Genomic DNA, 19,095 nt, shown 5'->3' on the forward strand with positions numbered 1-19,095 from the left:
AGCGAATGGTGGGTGATGACGGGATCGAACCGCCGACCCTCTGCTTGTAAGGCAGATGCTCTCCCAGCTGAGCTAATCACCCTTCACTTTCGGTGTGGGCCGCATCATATACGAAAAATCCGCAATGTGTTGATTTAAATGCAATTTATTTTAAATATTTTTCAATGAGCGGCGCGCCCCGGTAAAAACGGGCTTCTTCTGGGCCAAACGCGGCGCTATTGCGTTTACCCGATGGCCCGTTATCAGGTCACCCCGCACCGGGTTTTCCAAAGCCCAGACCGCAAAAAGCCCGCTCAATGAGCGGGCTTGCCGTGCCCCCCCCTCCGTCAGAAGTCGAAGAACACTGTTTCTTCTTCGCCCTGTATGCGGATATCAAAACGGTAAGCCAACTTGCCATCAACCGTGCAACGCTTGGCGACCAGCGTCTCCCGACGTTGAGGCTGCTCGATCAGATTCAACACCGGATCGACCGCATTGGCCTGGGCTTCATCGTCGAAGTACACCCGGGTCTGCAAGTGAATATTGATGCCCCGCGCGAACAGCGAAACATTGACGTGCGGCGCCATCGGCACACCTGCAGCGTTCTTCACGGTGCCCGGCTTGACGGTATGGATCTGCCACTCGCCAGTATCCGTGGTCGCCGTGCGGCCAAAACCGTTGAAGGGCTTTTCCAGGTTGTAGTCGCTGTCGTAAACGCCTTCGTGGTCAGCCTGCCAACATTCCAGGAACGCATCGCGGATCAGGTGACCGTTGCCGTCATAGACATGGCCCAGCAACAGGATGTGCTCCCCCGGCGCACCGGGCTTGGCCATTTCGGTCCAGATTTCCTGCTCGCGGGGCGGGTTGCCTGCCGCCTCCAGCGCCAGGCCGATATGCACGTAAGGACCGGCGGTTTGCGACGGGGTTTCAGGCAGAAGTTCAACGGGCATGGGCGTGCCTCCTCAACGGTTTTCGAAGTGGGTCTTGCGCTGACCGCGCAGAACGATATCAAAGCGATAAGCCAGGCAATCCATGGGATTGGCCATGCTCATATCAAGCCTTGCGATCAGGCTCTGCACCGCATCCGGATTGGCGATCGACTTGACGATCGGGCACATCGGGATGAGCGGGTCACCTTCGAAATACAGCTGGGTGATCAATCGCGTGGCAATCGACGGGCCACTGATGGAGAAGTGAATATGCGCCGGACGCCAGTCGTTGGGACCATTGCGCCACGGATACGGGCCGGGCTTGACCGTGCGGAAACTGTAGTTGCCGTCGCGGTCGGTCAAGGCACGGCCGACGCCGCCGAAGTTAGGGTCGATGGGGGCCAGATAGCTGTCTTTCTTGTGTCGATAGCGACCACCGGCATTGGCTTGCCACATCTCCACCAGGGTATGGGGAATCGGCTTGCCATACTGGTCACAGACCCGACCGGCGACGATGATGCGCTCACCGATGGGCAAGCCTCCGTGGTTGAAGTTCAGCAGCAGATCGTTATCGTGCTGCCCCATCTTCAGGTGGGAAAAGTCCGGGCCGCTGGTTTCCGAGCGGGATAGGGGAATGCTCACCAAGGCTTGACGCGGGGAACGCAGGATCGAGGTTTTGTAGTCAGGCGTCAGGGCTTTGGGGTGCCAATTACGATCACGAATGACGAAACGGCTGTTGTCCGCATCAGACATGTCGGTTTCCTTTTTGTTATGGATGAAAATCAGGGGTGAACGCTGGGTAACCGGCAATCACCGCCCCAGTCTCGCCTGATCAGGCGCCCTCCAACACTGAAAAAACCGACCCTATCCATATCCAAATGGTTATGGATAGCTGCCTTCGCGATATTCCGCGCCCACCTCGCGCAACACCTCCACGCACCATTGAGCCGCCATGGACATCGTCAGCGCGGGATTGCTGCACAGCCCCACAGAACCACCGGGTTCACGAATACCCAACTCCAACTCAAACAGATCACCTCGATTCAGGTCCTGCCTGACCGCATCAAAAGGCGCGACCCAGATCGCCTGACTGCCCTGCACATAACGCCGACTCAAGATCAACGACAGGGTTTCCAGACGCTGGCGCGGCGGGCTGATGCCGTGCTGCACAAACAGGCTGTCGGCGTATTTGCGGATCGTCGTCCCCGCCAGCGGCAACACCAGCGGATAATTTTCGATATGTTCATGCGCCTGCGGGTCAGCCAATAGCGGATGGCCGTTACGCACCACGAGGGTCATGGATTCGCTGTACAGATGCTCGAACATCAGCCCCAGGATCTGCGGGCTATCGGTCATGCGTCCGACCACCAGGTCCAACTCCCCTACACGCAATTGCGACAACAGGTACGCGCTCGGCCCGGTCACCACGCTCACGACCAACGCGGGATGTCGGGCATGCAAACGACAGACGACCTCGGGCACCAGCAAACTTTCCACGGTGGACAGCACGCCGAGCCTGGCGGTGAAGGGTTCGTGCTCGCCGGCACGCAGGCTATTCACCCCTTCCCGCAGCGCTTGTACGCTCGGCCCGGCATAACGCAAAAAAGCCACTCCGGCTTCAGTCAACGCCGCGCCACTTTTGCTGCGCACGAATAAAGTGGCGGTCAGCAGGGTTTCGAGTTCTTTGAGGGTCTTGGACAGCGCCGACTGGCTGATCGCCAATTTTTCCGAGGCGCGCGCCAGACTGCCCTGGCGCGCCACTTCGAGAAAGCACACCAGATGGCGGAATTTGATGCGGGTATCGATATTCACCGTATGTTGCCGCCTTCGAGGTGTCCCCTGCCGCGCGTGAAAAAGCGCGAGAAGTAAGCTGGTTCGGAAGATTACCCGCGAAAGTGTACCGCCGATCGATCTCTCCACACAGCGAACGCAGGTTGGGCGGCGTCGCCAGGGCGCCGAATCCCGGGCACAAAAAAGCCCGCTCGATGAGCGGGCTTTCTGTGGTGACCTGGCGTTCAGCGTTCCAGGTTACCGAATATGGCGCAGCGGACGGGACTCGAACCCGCGACCCCCGGCGTGACAGGCCGGTATTCTAACCGACTGAACTACCGCTGCGCGTAACACTTGAAGCGAATGGTGGGTGATGACGGGATCGAACCGCCGACCCTCTGCTTGTAAGGCAGATGCTCTCCCAGCTGAGCTAATCACCCTTCGTTTCGGTGTGGCGCGCATTCTACGGAGCGACCCAAGGTCTGGCAAGCACTTTCTTAAATCTTTTTTTTCAGCCCTTCCAATGGCTTAGGCAGGGTTGGCCTCAGCCGCTATCAAGACAATAATGCCCCCCTTTGTATAAAGGAGAGACTCACCCCATGTGGTTCAAGAACCTGCTTATCTATCGCCTGACCCAAGATCTGCCTGTTGATGCCGAGGCGTTGGAAACTGCAATGGCCACCAAACTGGCGCGCCCTTGTGCAAGCCAGGAGTTGACCACTTACGGTTTCGTCGCACCTTTCGGTAAAGGCGAAGACGCTCCCCTGGTTCACGTCAGCGGTGATTTCCTGCTGATCGCTGCGCGCAAGGAAGAACGCATCCTGCCGGGTAGCGTGGTGCGTGACGCCGTGAAAGAGAAGGTCGAAGAGATCGAAGCCGAGCAAATGCGCAAGGTCTATAAAAAGGAACGGGACCAGATCAAGGATGAAATCATCCAGGCCTTCCTGCCGCGCGCGTTTATCCGTCGTTCGTCGACCTTCGCCGCGATCGCGCCGAAACAGGGCCTGATCCTGGTCAACTCGGCCAGCCCGAAACGCGCCGAAGACCTGCTGTCGACCCTGCGTGAAGTGATCGGCACCCTGCCGGTGCGCCCACTCACCGTGAAAACCGCGCCAACCGCGGTCATGACCGACTGGGTCACCACCCAGAAACCGGCCGATGACTTCTTCGTCCTCGACGAATGCGAACTGCGCGACACCCACGAAGACGGCGGCATCGTGCGCTGCAAGCGCCAGGACCTGACCAGCGAAGAAATCCAGCTGCACCTGAGCACCGGCAAAGTGGTGACCCAACTGTCGCTGGCCTGGCAGGACAAGCTGTCCTTCATGCTCGACGACAAGATGACCGTCAAGCGCCTGAAGTTCGAAGACCTGCTGCAGGACCAGGCCGAACAGGACGGTGGCGACGAAGCCCTGGGCCAACTGGACGCCAGCTTTACCCTGATGATGCTGACCTTCGGCGAATTCCTGCCGGCGCTGATCGAAGCACTGGGCGGCGAAGAGACCCCACAGGGTATCTAAGCGCACTATCGCCTTACTGTAGGAGCGAGCTTGCTCGCGAAAAACCTGAGCGCGCCGCGTGCATTCAAAATGCCCGCGTCATTGTTGACGATTTTCGCGAACAAGCTCGCTCCTACAATGGTTTTTCCGTACACCTAATAATAAGGACTTCCCCATGCGCGCACTCGCCGCCTTGAGTCGCTTCGTCGGCAATACCTTCGCCTACTGGGTGTTGATCTTTGCCGTGCTGGCCTTCGTCGAACCCGGCTGGTTCATCGGCTTGAAAAGCGCCATCGTCCCGCTGCTGGGCCTGGTGATGTTCGGCATGGGGCTGACCCTCAAACTCGAAGACTTCGCCGAAGTCGCCCGCCATCCGTGGCGCGTGGCCCTGGGCGTGGTCGCGCACTTTGTGATCATGCCGGGCGTGGCCTGGTTGCTGTGCCGGGCCTTCAACCTGCCGCCCGAAATCGCCGTCGGCGTGATCCTCGTCGGCTGCTGCCCAAGCGGCACCTCGTCCAACGTGATGACCTGGCTGGCCCGTGGCGACCTGGCGTTGTCGGTGGCGATCGCCGCCGTCACCACCCTCCTCGCGCCACTGCTGACCCCGGCGCTGATCTGGCTGCTGGCTTCGGCCTGGCTGCCGGTGTCGTTCATGGAATTATTCTGGTCGATCCTGCAAGTGGTGCTGTTGCCGATCGTGCTTGGCGTGGTGGCGCAACGTGTGCTCGGCGAGCGGGTCCGCCATGCGGTGGAGGTGCTGCCGCTGGTGTCGGTGGTGAGCATCGTGATCATCGTCGCCGCCGTGGTGGCCGCCAGCCAGGCCAAGATCGCCGAGTCGGGCCTGCTGATCATGGCCGTGGTGATGCTGCACAACAGCTTCGGTTACGTGCTGGGCTATTTCACCGGCCGCCTGTTCAAGCTGCCGTTGGCGCAACGCAAGTCGCTGGCGTTGGAAGTGGGCATGCAGAATTCCGGGCTGGGTGCCGCGCTGGCCAGCGCGCATTTTTCGCCGCTGGCCGCGGTGCCGAGTGCGCTGTTCAGCGTCTGGCACAATATTTCCGGAGCGCTGCTGTCGACGTACTTCCGCCGCATGAGCGAAAAGGAAGACCGCCGCACCCTGGAAGCCACTGCAAAAACTTGATCGTTCGATCAATCTTCGGCACTCTACCGAACGCCGCGGGGACGACCCCGCGACGCTATCGCGTACACATCAGGGGACGACCCCGCTTTTATAGAGGGAGGTCATCATGTCCTGGATCATTCTGGTTTTCGCCGGGCTGTTCGAAGTCGGCTGGGCCGTCGGCTTGAAATACACCGACGGCTTCAGCAAGCCGCTGCCCACCGCCCTGACGATTGCCGCCATGGCCATCAGCCTCGGCCTGTTGGGGCTGGCCATGAAGGAATTGCCGCTGGGCACCGCCTACGCCATCTGGACCGGTGTGGGTGCAGTGGGCACGGTGATCGCCGGGATTATCCTGTTCGGGGAATCCATGGCGCTGTCCCGGTTGGCCAGTGTGGCGTTGATCATCGCCGGGTTGGTGGGGCTCAAGATCAGCGCGTAGCCTCTGCCGGCACGCAGTCTCGCGCCCCACCTACATAATTACTCCGCAGCAATGATCGACGCACGGTTACGTATAGCGCTGGCGTAATGGCAGACCAAACTCGTAGAGCAGCGCGTTTTCGGTGAAGGGCCAGACGTTGTAGGTGGAGGCCGGCAGATTCGGGTCGAATTTATAGGGGGCGTGGCTGGTGAAGAGTCCGACCGCCTGGCGCTCAAAATTATCCTCGTACACCGGCATGAACCGGGGTCGGCCATTTGAATCGTAGCCCACCATTTTGGTGCCTGAAAAAGTCGTACCTGTCAGCGCAGAGCCTTCACCAAAATTTATCGCATGGGCGAGCTCATGTTGCAGAACAACGATCGGAGGCCGTTGGTCCCCCGGAACAATGAAGTTAGGTTGATACGTCAGGACCGGATCTGTTGCAGGTATGCCCGCAACGCCGTCTTTGACAAAACCGTCGCCATAATCAGCACGGCGGCCTTCATCGCTGCGCGTAACTCCGAGACCTGGATCACTGTAGTCATAGAAACTACCATCGGCCCCTTGTCGGATCTTGACAGGCGCTTCAAGCGAATCGATTTTTGCAAGCACCCTCTGCCCCACCGGCGAACCTCTGAGAAACTCAAGGTCATCATTTACACGCTGGCGGAACTCCGGGCTGCCTTCGACTTTGATCCCGCGATGACCGACGTCAAGGGGGGCGACTTCCCGAAAGCCTGACTGGGAACGGAGCTGGCTCAGATCGTCGACCCCTCGCCGTCCGAAGACACGATCATTTTCATTGGTTGTCTGGACAGTATCCCGCCCCCTCCCGGTATAAATAGCATTGCTGTCTCCCCCGACGATATGGTCATCGCCCGGTCCGCCATGCAGAATGTTGTGCCCCCTTCCGCCATAAATCAGATCGTTATCCTCCCCGCCATCCACGTAGTTGGTTTTGGTATCTGGCCCTCCGCCTGCACGCAATTCATCGCTGCCTTTGCCACCGTAAATCACAGCATTGCCACTGCCCCCGGTGATAAAGTCATTTCCATCATTACCTTCGGCGTAGCTTTCACCGCTGCCCAGGTTAATCACGTCAGAACCCTCCCCGCCAAACACATTCGTCTTGCCCGACCCGGCGTAAACCGTATCGTTACCCGCGCCGGCATAGATAAACGTTTCCCGACTGCCCCCGTAACCGATGCTGACGCCATCATTCCCCCCGCCGGTTTCGACCACAACGCCCTGTTTGATTGCGGGATTTTCATGATGTTGAATGTCGTAGGATTTCCCATTGATCTGCGCGAGGAGCCCACCGTCCCGGCTTTCTTCGATATGGATAGAATCATCACCATTGCCGGTTTTGATGCGAAGGGTCTCATGGTTCCGTTGTGCTCGAGACGAGGTGCCACGTTCGCGAGTAATGCTGACATTGCCATCATGGTATCCCCGACTCGGGTCGACCTTGGTCGGCGCAGACGGTGATGAAGGGCTGCCAAAATCAATACTGCCTTGCTGGCCCTCGGCCTTGGCGCGAACCTGTTCACGACTGGGCGCGCTCTGGAAGTATGAATCGGCCGGCGCAGCATCAGATTGCCTTGCACGCCGCTGGAGATCGGAGTCACTGCCATAAGTCACCGGGCCAGCCTCGACTGAACCGATCTCCACCCTGGATGGCCCATGAGTATTGTTGTACATAAACGGCACATTGGCAGTGATCGGAGCCGCATGCGCGGCCTGTCTGACGGGATCACTCGCCGCGCGATAGGCCGAGTTGGCTTTTTGATCTTCGCCGGAGTAAGCCAGCTGCGGCTGCGGCTGCGGCTGCGGTGAAGAAGTAGAAGTAGAAGTAGAAGTAGAGTCCATCGTTAGCTCCCGTCATACGCAGAGGAAGACGATAACTCTGTGGCGTGCTGACCGAAAACGTTCCTCCAATAGAGTGAAAAATTACCGGACTGGGCATGAAGGAGCCGCGTCACGCCGGAACATCCTGGCGCCACACCGCTCGCCAGCAGCACGCATGCCGAGTAAACCCGGCTCGCTACTTCACCGCCCCCCGCAGCGCCCCGACCAAACCCTGCAAGTGCGACGGTGTCGCTGCCTGCGCCGTTACCGGCTGGCCGACCACCAGTGTCACGCGCGACCAAATGCGATGAAAGAAGCCCTTGTTAGGGTCGCGGCTGAAAAAACTCCCCCACAAGCCCTGCAACGCCAATGGAATCACCGGCACCGGCGTCTCTTCCAGAATGCGCGTCACACCACCGCGGAACTCGTTCATCTCGCCGTCACTGGTCAACTTGCCTTCCGGGAAGATGCACACCAACTCGCCGTTCTTCAGGTACTGCGCAATTCGTGTGAAGGCTTTTTCGTAGATCTGGATGTCTTCATTACGCCCGGCAATCGGAATCGTCCCGGCGGTGCGAAAGATGAAGTTGAGCACCGGCAAGCGGTAGATCTTGTAGTACATGACAAAGCGAATCGGCCGACGCACCGCGCCACCAATCAACAGCGCATCGACGAACGAGACGTGGTTGCACACCAGCAAGGCCGCGCCTTCGTCCGGGATCAGTTCCAGGTTGCGATGCTCGACGCGGTACATGGAATGGCTGAGCAGCCAGATCATGAAACGCATGGTGAACTCGGGGACGATCTTGAAGATGTAGGCGTTGACCGCCACGTTGAGCAGCGACACCACCAGGAACAGCTCGGGGATCGACAGCTTGGCCACGCTCAGCAGCAGGATCGACACAATCGCCGAGACCACCATGAACAGCGCGTTGAGGATGTTGTTGGCGGCGATCACCCGCGCCCGTTCGTTCTCGGCGGTGCGCGACTGGATCAGTGCATACAACGGCACGATATAGAAACCGCCGAACACACCCAGGCCGAGGATATCGAACAACACCCACCAGGCCTGGCCGTACCCGAGCACCGCCAGCCAGTCGTTGGCCTGCACGTTCTGCGGCATGCCGCCGGAATGCCACCACAGCAGCAGGCCGAACACCGTCAGGCCGAAGGAGCCAAACGGCACCAGGCCGATTTCCACTTTACGCCCGGAGAGTTTTTCGCAGAGCATCGAGCCCAGCGCGATGCCCACCGAGAACACCGTGAGGATCAGGGTCACCACGGTTTCGTCGCCGTACAACCATTCCTTGGCGTAGGCCGGGATCTGCGTCAGGTAGATCGCGCCGACAAACCAGAACCACGAGTTGCCGACGATCGAGCGCGACACCGCCGGGGTCTGCCCCAGGCCCAGGCGCAAGGTGGCCCAGGACTGGCTGAAGATGTTCCAGTCCAGCCGCAGTTGCGGCGAAGACGCCGCCGCCCGCGGAATGCCGCGGCTGGCCAGGTAACCCAGCAGCGCTACAACGACAATCGCCACCGCCACCACCGGCGCGTAATGGGCGGACGACATCATGATCCCGGCGCCGATGGTGCCGGCGAGGATCGCCAGGAACGTGCCCATTTCCACCAGGCCGTTGCCGCCCACCAGCTCATCCTCGCGCAGGGCCTGAGGCATGATCGAGTACTTCACCGGGCCGAACAGCGCGGAATGGGTGCCCATGGCAAACAACGCCAGCAGCATCAGTTGCAGATGATTGAACAAAAAGCCGGTGGCGCCGACGGCCATGATCACGATCTCGCCGACCTTGATCGCGCGGATCAACGCGTCCTTGTTGAATTTCTCGCCAAACTGCCCGGCCAGCGCCGAGAACAGGAAGAACGGCAGGATAAACAATAAGGCGCACAGGTTGACCCAGATGGCGCGGTCACCGTCGATGGTCAACTTGTAGAGAATCGCCAGGATCAGCGATTGCTTGAAGATGTTGTCGTTGAAGGCACCCAGCAACTGGGTAATGAAGAACGGCAGAAAGCGCCGTGTGCGCAGCAAGGTGAATTGTGAGGGGTGGCTCATCGTCCGTGTTCCTGCGTGGCCTGTTTTTTTTTCAGGCCACGACTTTACCTAATCCCGCTTACTTATTCCCTAATCCTGCAATACACGGCGAAACAAAAAGCTCACCTTTATAGGCCCCCTGCACGGTGCGCTTGGCGACGACCAGCCACATCAGCGCCAACGCCAGCACCAGCACGCCGCCCACTACGCTGAAGAACCCCAGGTGCAACACATTCGCCAGCTTCAACGTGGCCAGGGCGTAGACCCCCAACGGAAAGGTGAAGCCCCACCAGCCCAGGTTGAACGGGATGCCCGCGCGCAGGTAACGCAGGGTGATCAGCACCGCGATCAGCATCCACCACAAACCGAAGCCCCACAGGGTAATCCCGGCTATCAGGCCCAGGCCGTAGGCGATTTCACCGACAGTGGGCAAGCCATTGGCGGCGAAGATCGCCGGTGCATCGCCGCCCAGTAGCAGCATACCGAGGGCGCCGGTGCCGATCGGGCCAAGTGCCAGCCAGCTCGACGCGGCCATGTTGGCGTGGGGCAGCTTATGCAGGGCCATGCGCAGCATCAGGATGGTCAGAATGCTGAACGCCACCGGCAGGGAAAATGCCCACAGCACGTAGCTGGTCACCAGCATCACCAGTTGCCCGTGGGCATCCGCCAGGTGCGTCGCCAACAAGCCACCGCTGGCGGCGGCGACTTCGGCGGCGACCACCGGCAACAGCCAGACGGCGGTCATCTGGTCGATGCTGTGTTCCTGGCGCGTGAACATCATGAACGGAATCAGCACACCGCAGGCCACTGCCATCGCCACGTCCAGCCACCACAGCGCTTCGGCCAGCGGCACCACGCCAGCGCCCCAGCGCGGCAGGCCGAACAGCAGCAAACCGTTGAGCAGCGTAGCCAGGCCCATGGGAATGGTGCCGAAGAACATCGATACGGTGGAGTGCCCGAAGATCCGTCGCGCTTCGTCGAAAAACATCACCCAGCGCGCCGCATACAGGACGCTGAACAGGATGAACAGGCCGATGGTGAACAGCCACAGCCCTTCGGCGATGGCGTACATGCCGGGCAGATTGACCGGCAGTTGCGCCAGCGCCAGCGCCAACACCCCGGTGCCCATGGTGGCGGCGAACCAGTTCGGGGTGAACTGGCGGATCACTTCCCGCGGACGGGCCAGGTGGCTGAAGGGTTTGTAGTTCAGGGTGGTCGAGCAGGTCATGATGGCAATCCTCTTCCTCGTAGGAGGTTGGGGCCATGGTAGAACCTGAGCGAATATCTATATAACGGGTAATATCTCTAACTGTTATCTATTTTACCAATATAGCGTCAGGCGCTGCCCTTGCACCCGACCCGCAATGCATCCTGGCGCAGCAACCCGGCCAGGGCGCCGAGGGTCAGCATGATCAGCACGACACCATAGCCGTCCGTGGTGGCAATGAGGCCAAAACTGCGGATCAGATTGCCCGCCAGCAAAGACGGCAGGCAGAACGCCAGGTAGCTCAGCACGTAAAACGCCGACATCAACCCCGCCCGCTCATGAGGCAAGGCCAGCGGCACCACACTGCGCAAGGCCCCGAGAAAGCCCGCGCCAAAACCACTGCCGGCGATCAACGTGGCGACGAAAAACAGCGGCAGGCTGGCGCTGTGGACCGCCACGAGGATCAGCGCCACGCCAACGGCCAGCAGGCTGGCGCCCAACCGCAGGACCTTGTGGGCCGGGCGATTGCGCAGGCTGAAAATCATCAGCGCGCCGCTCAAGGTCAACACCGCGACCAGGCCGCCACCGATCAGGTTGGAGGTCGAGCCGGTCGCCGCCCGCACCAGCGACGGCGCCAGGGACAGATAGAAGCCGCCCATGGCCCACACCGCCACGTCCACCGGCAACGACAGCCACAACGCCCGGCGCGCTTGCGGCGGCACGTGCAGGGTCGGGCGCAATGACGCCAGCGCGCCGGGGATGCGGCTGACGGTTTCCGGTAAACGCCACACATACATGGCCTGCCCGAGCATCAGCGCGAGCAGTGTCCAGTAGATCAACTGGGTGGGCAGCGGCGCGAATTCCACCAGCAGGCTGCTGCCCATCGCGCCACAAGCCATGCCCAGCAAGGGCGCGACGCTATTGACCAGCGGCCCCTGTTGGCGGTCGGTGTCGAGCAGGGCCGCGCCCAATACCGCGGTGGCCATGCCGGTGGCGAAACCCTGCAGCGTCCGTGCGGCGATCAACCAGGCCACGCCGCTCTCATTGATAAACAGCAGCATCGCCAGCATATTCAGGGCCAGTGCGGCAAAAATCACCGGCTTGCGCCCCAGGTGATCCGACAGCGAACCCACGGTCAACAGCGCCGCCAGCAAGCTCAAGGCGTAGACCCCGAAGACCAGTGTGAGCATGCCCGAGGAAAAATGCAGGCCCTCCTGGTACAGGTGATACAACGGCGTCGGCGCGCTGGAGGCCGCCAGGAACGTCAGCAAGGTGATCGCCAGGAACACCAGGCTGGAACGATGAGAAGTAAGGCTGGACATGGGCACGCTCCGCTAAAGCTAATATTTTGCTTTTGTCGAGTGTGCTACTGCTCGCCGCTTAAAGCAAATTCTTTGTGTTAAGGTCACAGGCATGGCGATAAAAGAAGGCCTCCGCCCGGGGGGCCGTAGTGCCCGGGTACAAGAATCCGTCCATTCGGCGGTGCGCGAACTGCTGGAAACTCATGAGCGGTCCAGCGTCACCGTACCGATGATCGCGGCGCGCGCGGGCGTCACGCCGTCGACCATCTACCGCCGCTGGGGCGACCTCTCGGTGTTGCTCGCCGATGTGGCCCTGGCGCGCATGCGCCCGGACAGCGAGCCGGCCAACACCGGCAGCCTGCGCGGCGACCTGCGGGCGTGGGCCGAGCAATACCTGGATGAGATGAGTTCGGAGCCGGGGCGCAACATGATGCGCGATGTGCAATCCAGCCAGACGCCAGGGTATTGCGTGAGCATCCTGAGCGGGCAGCTTCAAACGATCGTCGAGCGCTACCCGAACGCCACGCCGCCACCGCCGAGCGCGGACCGCCTGATCAACCTGCTGGCGGCGCCGACGGTGTTTCGCATTCTGTTCTCCACCGCGCCGCTGGCGGTGGATGAGCTGCACGCGCTGATCGAGTTGGCGCTGCAAGGGTAAAGACGCTATTCAGAAACCAATGTGGGAGCGGGCTTGCTCGCGATTGCACTAGGTCAGTCACTGTATCGCTGACTGATCCACGGCTATCGCAAGCAAGCCCGCTCCCACATTTTTTACGGCGTGCAATCCGGCGTTACGTCCGCATCCCGCGCCCGCTCACCAGCAACCGCGCGCAACCGATGTACAACACCGCCGTGGCCACGACCATGAAGGTGATCGCCACGCTGATCCGGATATCCGACACGCCCAGGATGCCGTAGCGGAAGGCGTTGACCATGTGCAGCACCGGGTTGGCCAGCGACACGGTCTGCCAGAACGGCGGCAGCAAGGTGATGGAGTAGAACACCCCGCCCAGGTAGGTCAGCGGCGTCAGCACGAAGGTCGGGATGATCGAAATGTCATCGAAGTTGCGGGCAAACACCGCGTTGATGAAGCCCAGCAGCGAGAAGATCGTCGCCGTCAGCACCACCACCACCAGGGTGATGCCGAGGTGATGCACTTGCAGTTGGGTGAAGAACAGCGACAACAAGGTCACGATCACGCCGACCATCAAGCCACGCAGCACGCCGCCCAAGGTGTAGCCGATCAGAATGGTGTGCGGCGACACCGGCGAAACCATCAGTTCTTCGATGGAGCGCTGGAACTTACTGCCGAAGAAACTCGACACCACGTTGCCGTAGGAGTTGGTGATCACCGACATCATGATCAGGCCCGGCACGATGTACTCCATGTAGGTGAAACCGCCCATGCCACCGATCTGCCGGCCGATCAGGTTACCGAAGATCACGAAGTACAGGACCATGGTGATCGCCGGCGGCAGCAGAGTCTGCGGCCAGATCCGGGTAAAGCGTTTCACTTCGCGGTAGACGATGGTTTGCAGGGCGATGAGGTTGGGTTGCAGTTCAGAATTCATACCGCCACCTTCGCCAGGTTTTTTTCCACCAGGGACACGAACAACTCCTCAAGGCGATTGGTTTTGTTACGCAGGCTCAGCACTTCGATGTGCTGGGTCGCCAATTGGCCAAACAGCGCGGTGATGCCCATGGCTTTATCCACCTGGACTTCCAGGGTGCGGCTGTCCACCAGGCGGCATGGGTAGCCGAGCAATTGCGGCGGCGCCGACCGTTCGGTCTTCAGGTCGAGCAGGAAGGTTTCCACATGCAACTGGCCCAGCAGGTTACGCATGCTGGTGTTCTCGACAATGGTGCCGTGGTCGATGATGCCGATGTTGCGGCACAGTTGCTCAGCCTCTTCCAGGTAATGGGTGGTGAGGATGATGGTGATGCCTTTCTGGTTCAGCTCGGTGAGGAAGGTCCACATCGAGCGACGCAGTTCAATGTCCACCCCCGCGGTGGGCTCATCGAGGATCAGCAGGCGCGGTTCGTGGACCAGCGCGCGGGCGATCATCAAGCGTCGCTTCATGCCGCCGGAGAGCGAACGCGAAGGCACGTCGCGCTTGTCCCACAGGCCCAGTTGGGTCAGGTACTGCTCGGCGCGTTCCTTGGCGACTTTCGACGGGATGCCGTAGTAGCCGGCCTGGGTCACGACGATATCGAAGGTCTTTTCGAACTGGTTGAAGTTGAATTCCTGGGGCACCACGCCGATGCAACGCTTGAGCGCCGCCGGGGATTTGTCCAGGTCATGGCCGAAGATATTCACCGTGCCGCTGGTCTTGTTGACCAGGGTCGAGAGAATGCCAATGGTGGTGGATTTGCCGGCGCCATTGGGGCCGAGCAAGGCGAAGAAATCACCTTCGGCAACGTCCAGATCGATACCACTCAGGGCCTGGAAACCGTTGCCGTAGGTTTTGGTTAGCTGCCGGATGGACAGAGCGGAACTCATAGCGGAATACGCACCAAAGAAGGGAATAGGGACAATAGATGAGGGCACACCGCGCATCGTTCAACGGCGGCGCATGACAAACATGGTGCTTGCCCGCGCCGCACAAGTACAGTCACCTGTATTAATAGTCAGTATCAGGTCAACGCGGTCATCACCGCTTTGCGGTACGCCGGGCGCTGTTGCAGGCGTTGGTACCAAGCCTCCAGGTGGGGCATGGCCGGGCGTTCTATGGGCATTTCAAACCAGGCGTAAACAAAGCAGCCCAAGGGGATATCGCCCATGCCGATGGCGTCGCCCGACAGGTAGGGCTGTTCGGTGAGCGCCTTCTCCACGGTGCCGAGTGCATCGATGCAGGCCTGGCGCCCGGCGTTGATGCTGTCCCAGTTCTGTTTTTCCGCCGGGGTGCGTACCACGCCCCAGAACACCGCCTTGAACGGCTCGGCGAGGGTCGAGGTGGTCCAGTCCATCCATTTTTCGGCACTGGCCCGCGCCTTCACGTCGCTCGGGTACCAGTTCGACGCCTGCTTGGCGCAGAGGTAACGCACGATGGTGTTGGATTCCCACAGCACAAAGTCGCCGTCTTCGATCATCGGCACCCGGCCGTTCGGGTTCAATGCGCGGTATTGCGGCGTGTCCACCACGCCAAACGCCCCGCCCGCATCGATGGCCTCATAGTCCAGGCCGAGTTCCTCGGCGCACCACAGGACTTTCCTGACGTTCGATGAATTTTTACGCCCCCAGATCTTCAGCATGACCGCGCCTTATTGTTGATGAACATGGCTTGATGAACGCAGCAGCATACGCCGGTTCACGGGCGGCTTAAATCGTCCTGCATGTCACCCAGCACGCTCGGCATCTGCTCGCCAAACAGGTGCGGGTAACATTTCTCCAGGTGGGCAAAGAAGAAATCTTCGGGCACATCCGCAAATTGCCCATGGTCCACCAGGTACTCCATCGAGCGCTTGCCCTGGCGATTGAAGGCGTGGAACACACTGTCGTTGATCCCATCGAACGCCAGCGGCGGCACATCGAACAGCTCGCACAATTGCTGGTTGAACGCCGGCGTGGCTTTGACCCAGCGCCCGTTCAGGTACAACTCGGTATAACCGTGCATGGCGAACACATCGCTTTTGAGCAGCGCGATCAGGCGTGGCGTCGACAGGTGATTGCGCACATCCGCCAGGCCGATGCGCGCCGCAATCCCGCAGTGCCGTGCGCAGGCGGCGAGCAAGGTGGCCTTGGGCACGCAGTAGCTCTGGCCGGCAGCCAGGGCGAAGCTGGCGTTCAGGGTGTTGGGGTCACGGCTGAAGGTATAGGGGTTGTAGCGCACCGCCTCACGCACGGCGTAATAAAGACTGACTGCCTGGTCACCTGAATCCGCGCTGGAACCGCGATGTTTTTCGGCGAACTCCACCACCGCAGGGTGGTCACTATCGATGAAGCGGCTGGGATTCAGGTACGTTTCCATGGGTTTGATCTCCGGGGGAAGCCTGGAGTCTAACGACAGGTCCGCCACAGCGATAACGACGATTCGGCCAAATGTCGGCGCCTGGTGATCGGTGATCCCAAGGTGCTTCCAGTACAACTCGCCACACCCTGATCACCGCGCTTTCTCGGATGCCGACTAAGCTCAACGGTGGTTTCGCCCCTGGTTTCACGGAGGATTGAATATGTTGTTGTGGATACTGGTTCTGGTGGTCGGCATTGCCTACCTGGCACACCGCCGCACCGCGCCCCTGCCCGCCCTGGGCGTGGTCGCCGTATACCTGCTGGCGATGGGCGCCTGGAGCCACGCACCGGGTTGGCTGCTGCTGATCTGCTGGGTGTTGATTGCCATCGTGGCCGCGCCGCTGCTGCTGCCCGACCTGCGCCGCGAATACGTCACCAAGCCGCTGTTCAGTTGGTTTCAGAAGGTCTTGCCGCCAATGTCCGAGACCGAGCGCGATGCCATCGACGCCGGCACCGTCTGGTGGGACGGCGAGCTGTTCAGCGGCCGCCCCGACTGGAACACGTTGCTGGCCTACCCCAAGGCACGCCTGACCGAAGAAGAGCAGGCGTTCATCGATGGGCCGACCGAAGAACTGTGCGCGATGGTCAGCGACTGGCAAATCGGCCAGGCCATGGACCTGCCGCCCGCCGCCTGGGAACACATCAAGACCCATGGTTTCTTCGCCCTGATCATTCCCAAGGAGTACGGCGGCAAAGGCTTCTCCGCCTATGCCCACTCCCAGGTGGCGATGAAACTCGCGACCCGCAGCGGCGACCTGGCGTCCACCGTGATGGTCCCCAACTCCCTCGGCCCGGCCGAGCTGCTACTGCATTACGGCACCGATGAACAGCGCAACCACTACCTGCCGCGCCTGGCCCGTGGCGACGATATTCCCTGCTTCGCCCTGACCGGCCCGCTGGCCGGCTCCGACGCCGGCGCCATGCCCGACACCGGGGTGATCTGCAAAGGTCAATGGCAAGGCGAGGAAACCCTCGGCCTGCGCCTGAACTGGGAAAAACGCTACATCACCCTGGGCCCGGTCGCGACCCTGCTCGGCCTGGCGTTCAAGGCACATGACCCGGACCACTTGCTGGGCGAAGAAGAAGACCTGGGCATCAGCCTCGCGTTGATTCCCACCGATACGCCAGGCGTTGACATCGGTCGTCGTCACCTGCCGCTGGGCGCCGCATTCATGAACGGGCCCAACTCCGGCAAGGACGTGTTCATCCCCCTGGACTACCTGATCGGTGGCCAGGACATGCTCGGCAAAGGCTGGATGATGCTGATGAACTGCCTGTCGGTGGGCCGCTCGATTTCCCTGCCGGCGGTCGGCACCGGCGCAGCCAAGTTCACCAGCCTGGTGACCGGCCAATACGCCCAGGTGCGCGAGCAGTTCAACGTGCCGCTGGCGGCCTTCGAAGGTATCCAGGAAGCCCTCGCCCGCATCGGCGGCAACGCCTGGCTGATGGACAGCGCGCGCATGCTCACCGCCAACGCGGTGGACCTCGGTGAAAAACCTTCGGTGCTGTCGGCGATCCTCAAGTACCACCTGACCGAGCGCGGCCGCGAATGCATCAGCCACGCCATGGACGTCCACGGCGGCAAGGGCATCATCATGGGCCCGAACAACTACCTGGGCCGCAGTTGGCAAGGCGCGCCGATCTTCATCACGGTGGAGGGCGCGAACATCCTGTCGCGCAACCTGATGATCTTTGGCCAGGGCGCGATCCGTTGCCACCCCTTCGTACTCAAGGAAATGGCCCTGGCCGGCCGCGAAGACCACGACCAGGCGCTCAAGGAATTCGATGGCCTGCTGATGCAGCACATCGGCTTTGCCGTGAGCAACGCCGCCAGCACCCTGGTGCTCAACCTGGGCCTCGGCCACTTCGAAAAAGCCCCCGGCAACCGCTTGAGCCAGGCTTACTTCCGCGCGCTGAACCGCCAGGCTGCGGCGTTCGCCCTGCTCGCCGACCTGAGCATGATGCTGCTGGGCGGCGAGTTGAAACGCCGCGAACGCCTGTCGGCACGCCTGGGCGATGTGCTGAGCCATATGTACCTGGCTTCGGCGGCGCTCAAGCGTTATCACGACCTGGATTCGCCGGACCACCTGGAACCGCTGTTCACCTGGGCCATGGAAGAAAGCCTGGGCGAAGCCGAACGCGCACTGGATGAACTACTGAGCAACTTCCCGAACAAGCTGCTCGGTTGCCTGCTGCGGGTCATCGTGTTCCCGTTCGGCCGTCGCCATACCGGCCCGTCCGATGCGCTGGATGCCGAAGTGGCCGCGGTGATCGGTCGCGCCAAGGGCGATCCGACCCTCGAAGAACTGTTGGCTGGCTGCTACCGCCCGCAATCGGCGCAAGATCCGGTGGGCGCCCTGCAACATGCCTGCGACCTGCTCGCCGCCAGCCATCCGCTGCAGAAAAAACTGCATGCGGCCCTCAAAAGCGGCCAGGTCAAACCGGCTGCTGGCGAACCGGCCATCGACGCCGCACTGCACGCCGGGGTGCTGCAACCGGCCGAGGCGCAAACCCTGCGTGAAGCCGAAGCGGCACGGCGCAAGGTGATCGACGTGGATGATTTCAGCAAGGAAGAACTGGCCCAGGCCGCGGGTAAAGTCCGCTGATCCCCCCGGCCATATAATTACGGGCGCTTGAGCTATATACTCTCGCGCCCGTTTTTGCTTTGAGGACTTATCTCGTGTCCAACGTCGTTGCTGATCATCTCGTCTTGCTCGACCACCTGCGCAGCATCCTGGTTGCCGTCGGCGAAGCCGAACAGGTGCCCGAGGAAAGCCACCTGCTGTTCCTGGAGCGTTTCGATGAACTGCGCGCCCTGCTGCCAATCGATCCGATCGAGAGCCAGTACCTGGGCCAGGACATGATGAGCCAGGTCATCCTGCGTTACCCGCAAATCGCCCATCTGGTGCCACGCGACCTGCTGTGGTTCTTCGGCGGCGATTGCCTGCACTTCATGCCCGAT

At 61.0% G+C, this 19,095-nt stretch carries 17 protein-coding genes and 3 tRNA genes; 6 read left to right on the forward strand and 14 right to left on the reverse strand.

Going from position 1 to position 19,095, the window contains the following annotated elements; genetic code table 11:
• Positions 1-6 precede the first annotated feature (6 nt).
• The 6 genes from INT12_RS28920 to INT12_RS28945 all read right to left on the reverse strand — a co-directional run bounded on the left by INT12_RS28920 (position 7) and on the right by INT12_RS28945 (position 3,118).
• Positions 7-82: transfer RNA gene (locus tag INT12_RS28920), tRNA-Val, on the reverse strand.
• A gap of 244 nt (positions 83-326) precedes the next feature.
• Positions 327-929: a protocatechuate 3,4-dioxygenase subunit alpha gene (gene pcaG / locus INT12_RS28925; protein ID WP_193041211.1), complete on the reverse strand. Its 603-nt coding sequence runs from the start codon at positions 927-929 to the stop codon at positions 327-329.
• Between the two features lie 12 nt (positions 930-941).
• Positions 942-1,661 carry a protocatechuate 3,4-dioxygenase subunit beta gene (gene pcaH / locus INT12_RS28930; protein WP_017846846.1) on the reverse strand — a complete coding sequence of 240 codons (720 nt, stop codon included), beginning with the start codon at positions 1,659-1,661 and terminating at the stop codon, positions 942-944.
• Between the two features lie 129 nt (positions 1,662-1,790).
• Positions 1,791-2,720, reverse strand: a complete 930-nt coding sequence (gene pcaQ / locus INT12_RS28935; protein WP_193059123.1) for a pca operon transcription factor PcaQ — start codon at positions 2,718-2,720, stop codon at positions 1,791-1,793.
• 226 nt (positions 2,721-2,946) lie between these two features.
• Positions 2,947-3,023, reverse strand: a tRNA-Asp gene (locus INT12_RS28940).
• 19 nt (positions 3,024-3,042) lie between these two features.
• Positions 3,043-3,118 (reverse strand) — tRNA-Val (locus tag INT12_RS28945).
• Between the two features lie 159 nt (positions 3,119-3,277).
• Between INT12_RS28945 and rdgC the strand changes: the two genes are divergently transcribed.
• The 3 genes from rdgC (at position 3,278) to sugE (ending at position 5,739) form a co-directional block, all read left to right on the forward strand.
• A complete protein-coding gene (rdgC, locus tag INT12_RS28950; RefSeq protein ID WP_017846844.1) occupies positions 3,278-4,198 on the forward strand; it encodes a recombination-associated protein RdgC in 921 nt (306 codons plus the stop codon).
• 154 nt (positions 4,199-4,352) lie between these two features.
• Entirely contained in the window at positions 4,353-5,318 is a 966-nt protein-coding gene (locus INT12_RS28955; RefSeq protein ID WP_017846843.1) for a bile acid:sodium symporter family protein, read from the forward strand.
• 106 nt (positions 5,319-5,424) lie between these two features.
• Positions 5,425-5,739 carry a quaternary ammonium compound efflux SMR transporter SugE gene (gene sugE / locus INT12_RS28960; protein WP_193040824.1) on the forward strand — a complete coding sequence of 105 codons (315 nt, stop codon included), beginning with the start codon at positions 5,425-5,427 and terminating at the stop codon, positions 5,737-5,739.
• A 66-nt stretch (positions 5,740-5,805) separates the two neighbouring features.
• On the opposite strand, the gene INT12_RS28965 is transcribed toward sugE, so the two are convergent.
• The 4 genes from INT12_RS28965 to INT12_RS28980 form a co-directional block, all read right to left on the reverse strand.
• Entirely contained in the window at positions 5,806-7,587 is a 1,782-nt protein-coding gene (locus INT12_RS28965) for a M91 family zinc metallopeptidase (RefSeq protein WP_193040823.1), read from the reverse strand.
• A gap of 175 nt (positions 7,588-7,762) precedes the next feature.
• Complete coding sequence (locus INT12_RS28970; RefSeq protein ID WP_193040822.1) at positions 7,763-9,637, reverse strand: MFS transporter; 1,875 nt, start codon at positions 9,635-9,637, stop codon at positions 7,763-7,765.
• A gap of 58 nt (positions 9,638-9,695) precedes the next feature.
• Complete coding sequence (locus tag INT12_RS28975; RefSeq protein WP_104903599.1) at positions 9,696-10,844, reverse strand: TDT family transporter; 1,149 nt, start codon at positions 10,842-10,844, stop codon at positions 9,696-9,698.
• A 107-nt stretch (positions 10,845-10,951) separates the two neighbouring features.
• A complete protein-coding gene (locus tag INT12_RS28980) occupies positions 10,952-12,145 on the reverse strand; it encodes an MFS transporter (RefSeq protein ID WP_104903600.1) in 1,194 nt (397 codons plus the stop codon).
• A 91-nt stretch (positions 12,146-12,236) separates the two neighbouring features.
• On the opposite strand from INT12_RS28980, the gene INT12_RS28985 reads away from it, so the two are divergent.
• Positions 12,237-12,782, forward strand: coding sequence for a TetR/AcrR family transcriptional regulator (locus INT12_RS28985; RefSeq protein WP_026140003.1), 546 nt, complete (start codon positions 12,237-12,239; stop codon positions 12,780-12,782).
• Between the two features lie 133 nt (positions 12,783-12,915).
• On the opposite strand, the gene INT12_RS28990 is transcribed toward INT12_RS28985, so the two are convergent.
• From INT12_RS28990 to INT12_RS29005, 4 genes are all read right to left on the reverse strand, one after another.
• Entirely contained in the window at positions 12,916-13,695 is a 780-nt protein-coding gene (locus tag INT12_RS28990) for an ABC transporter permease (RefSeq protein WP_017846834.1), read from the reverse strand.
• Entirely contained in the window at positions 13,692-14,624 is a 933-nt protein-coding gene (locus INT12_RS28995) for an ABC transporter ATP-binding protein (protein WP_017846833.1), read from the reverse strand. The genes INT12_RS28990 and INT12_RS28995 overlap by 4 nt, the downstream gene beginning before the upstream one ends.
• A gap of 134 nt (positions 14,625-14,758) precedes the next feature.
• Positions 14,759-15,376, reverse strand: coding sequence for a glutathione S-transferase family protein (locus INT12_RS29000; protein ID WP_046491103.1), 618 nt, complete (start codon positions 15,374-15,376; stop codon positions 14,759-14,761).
• Positions 15,377-15,432: 56 nt separating this feature from the next.
• Complete coding sequence (locus INT12_RS29005) at positions 15,433-16,092, reverse strand: transglutaminase-like domain-containing protein (protein ID WP_079443197.1); 660 nt, start codon at positions 16,090-16,092, stop codon at positions 15,433-15,435.
• A 202-nt stretch (positions 16,093-16,294) separates the two neighbouring features.
• On the opposite strand from INT12_RS29005, the gene INT12_RS29010 reads away from it, so the two are divergent.
• A complete protein-coding gene (locus tag INT12_RS29010; RefSeq protein ID WP_193040821.1) occupies positions 16,295-18,739 on the forward strand; it encodes an acyl-CoA dehydrogenase in 2,445 nt (814 codons plus the stop codon).
• 74 nt (positions 18,740-18,813) lie between these two features.
• The coding region (locus INT12_RS29015) for a PA2817 family protein (protein WP_193059124.1) at positions 18,814-19,095 on the forward strand (282 nt) is incomplete at its 3' end.

Source organism: Pseudomonas sp. K8, from assembly GCF_014889455.1.
In the GTDB taxonomy this organism is placed as follows: Bacteria; Pseudomonadota; Gammaproteobacteria; order Pseudomonadales; family Pseudomonadaceae; genus Aquipseudomonas; species Aquipseudomonas veronii.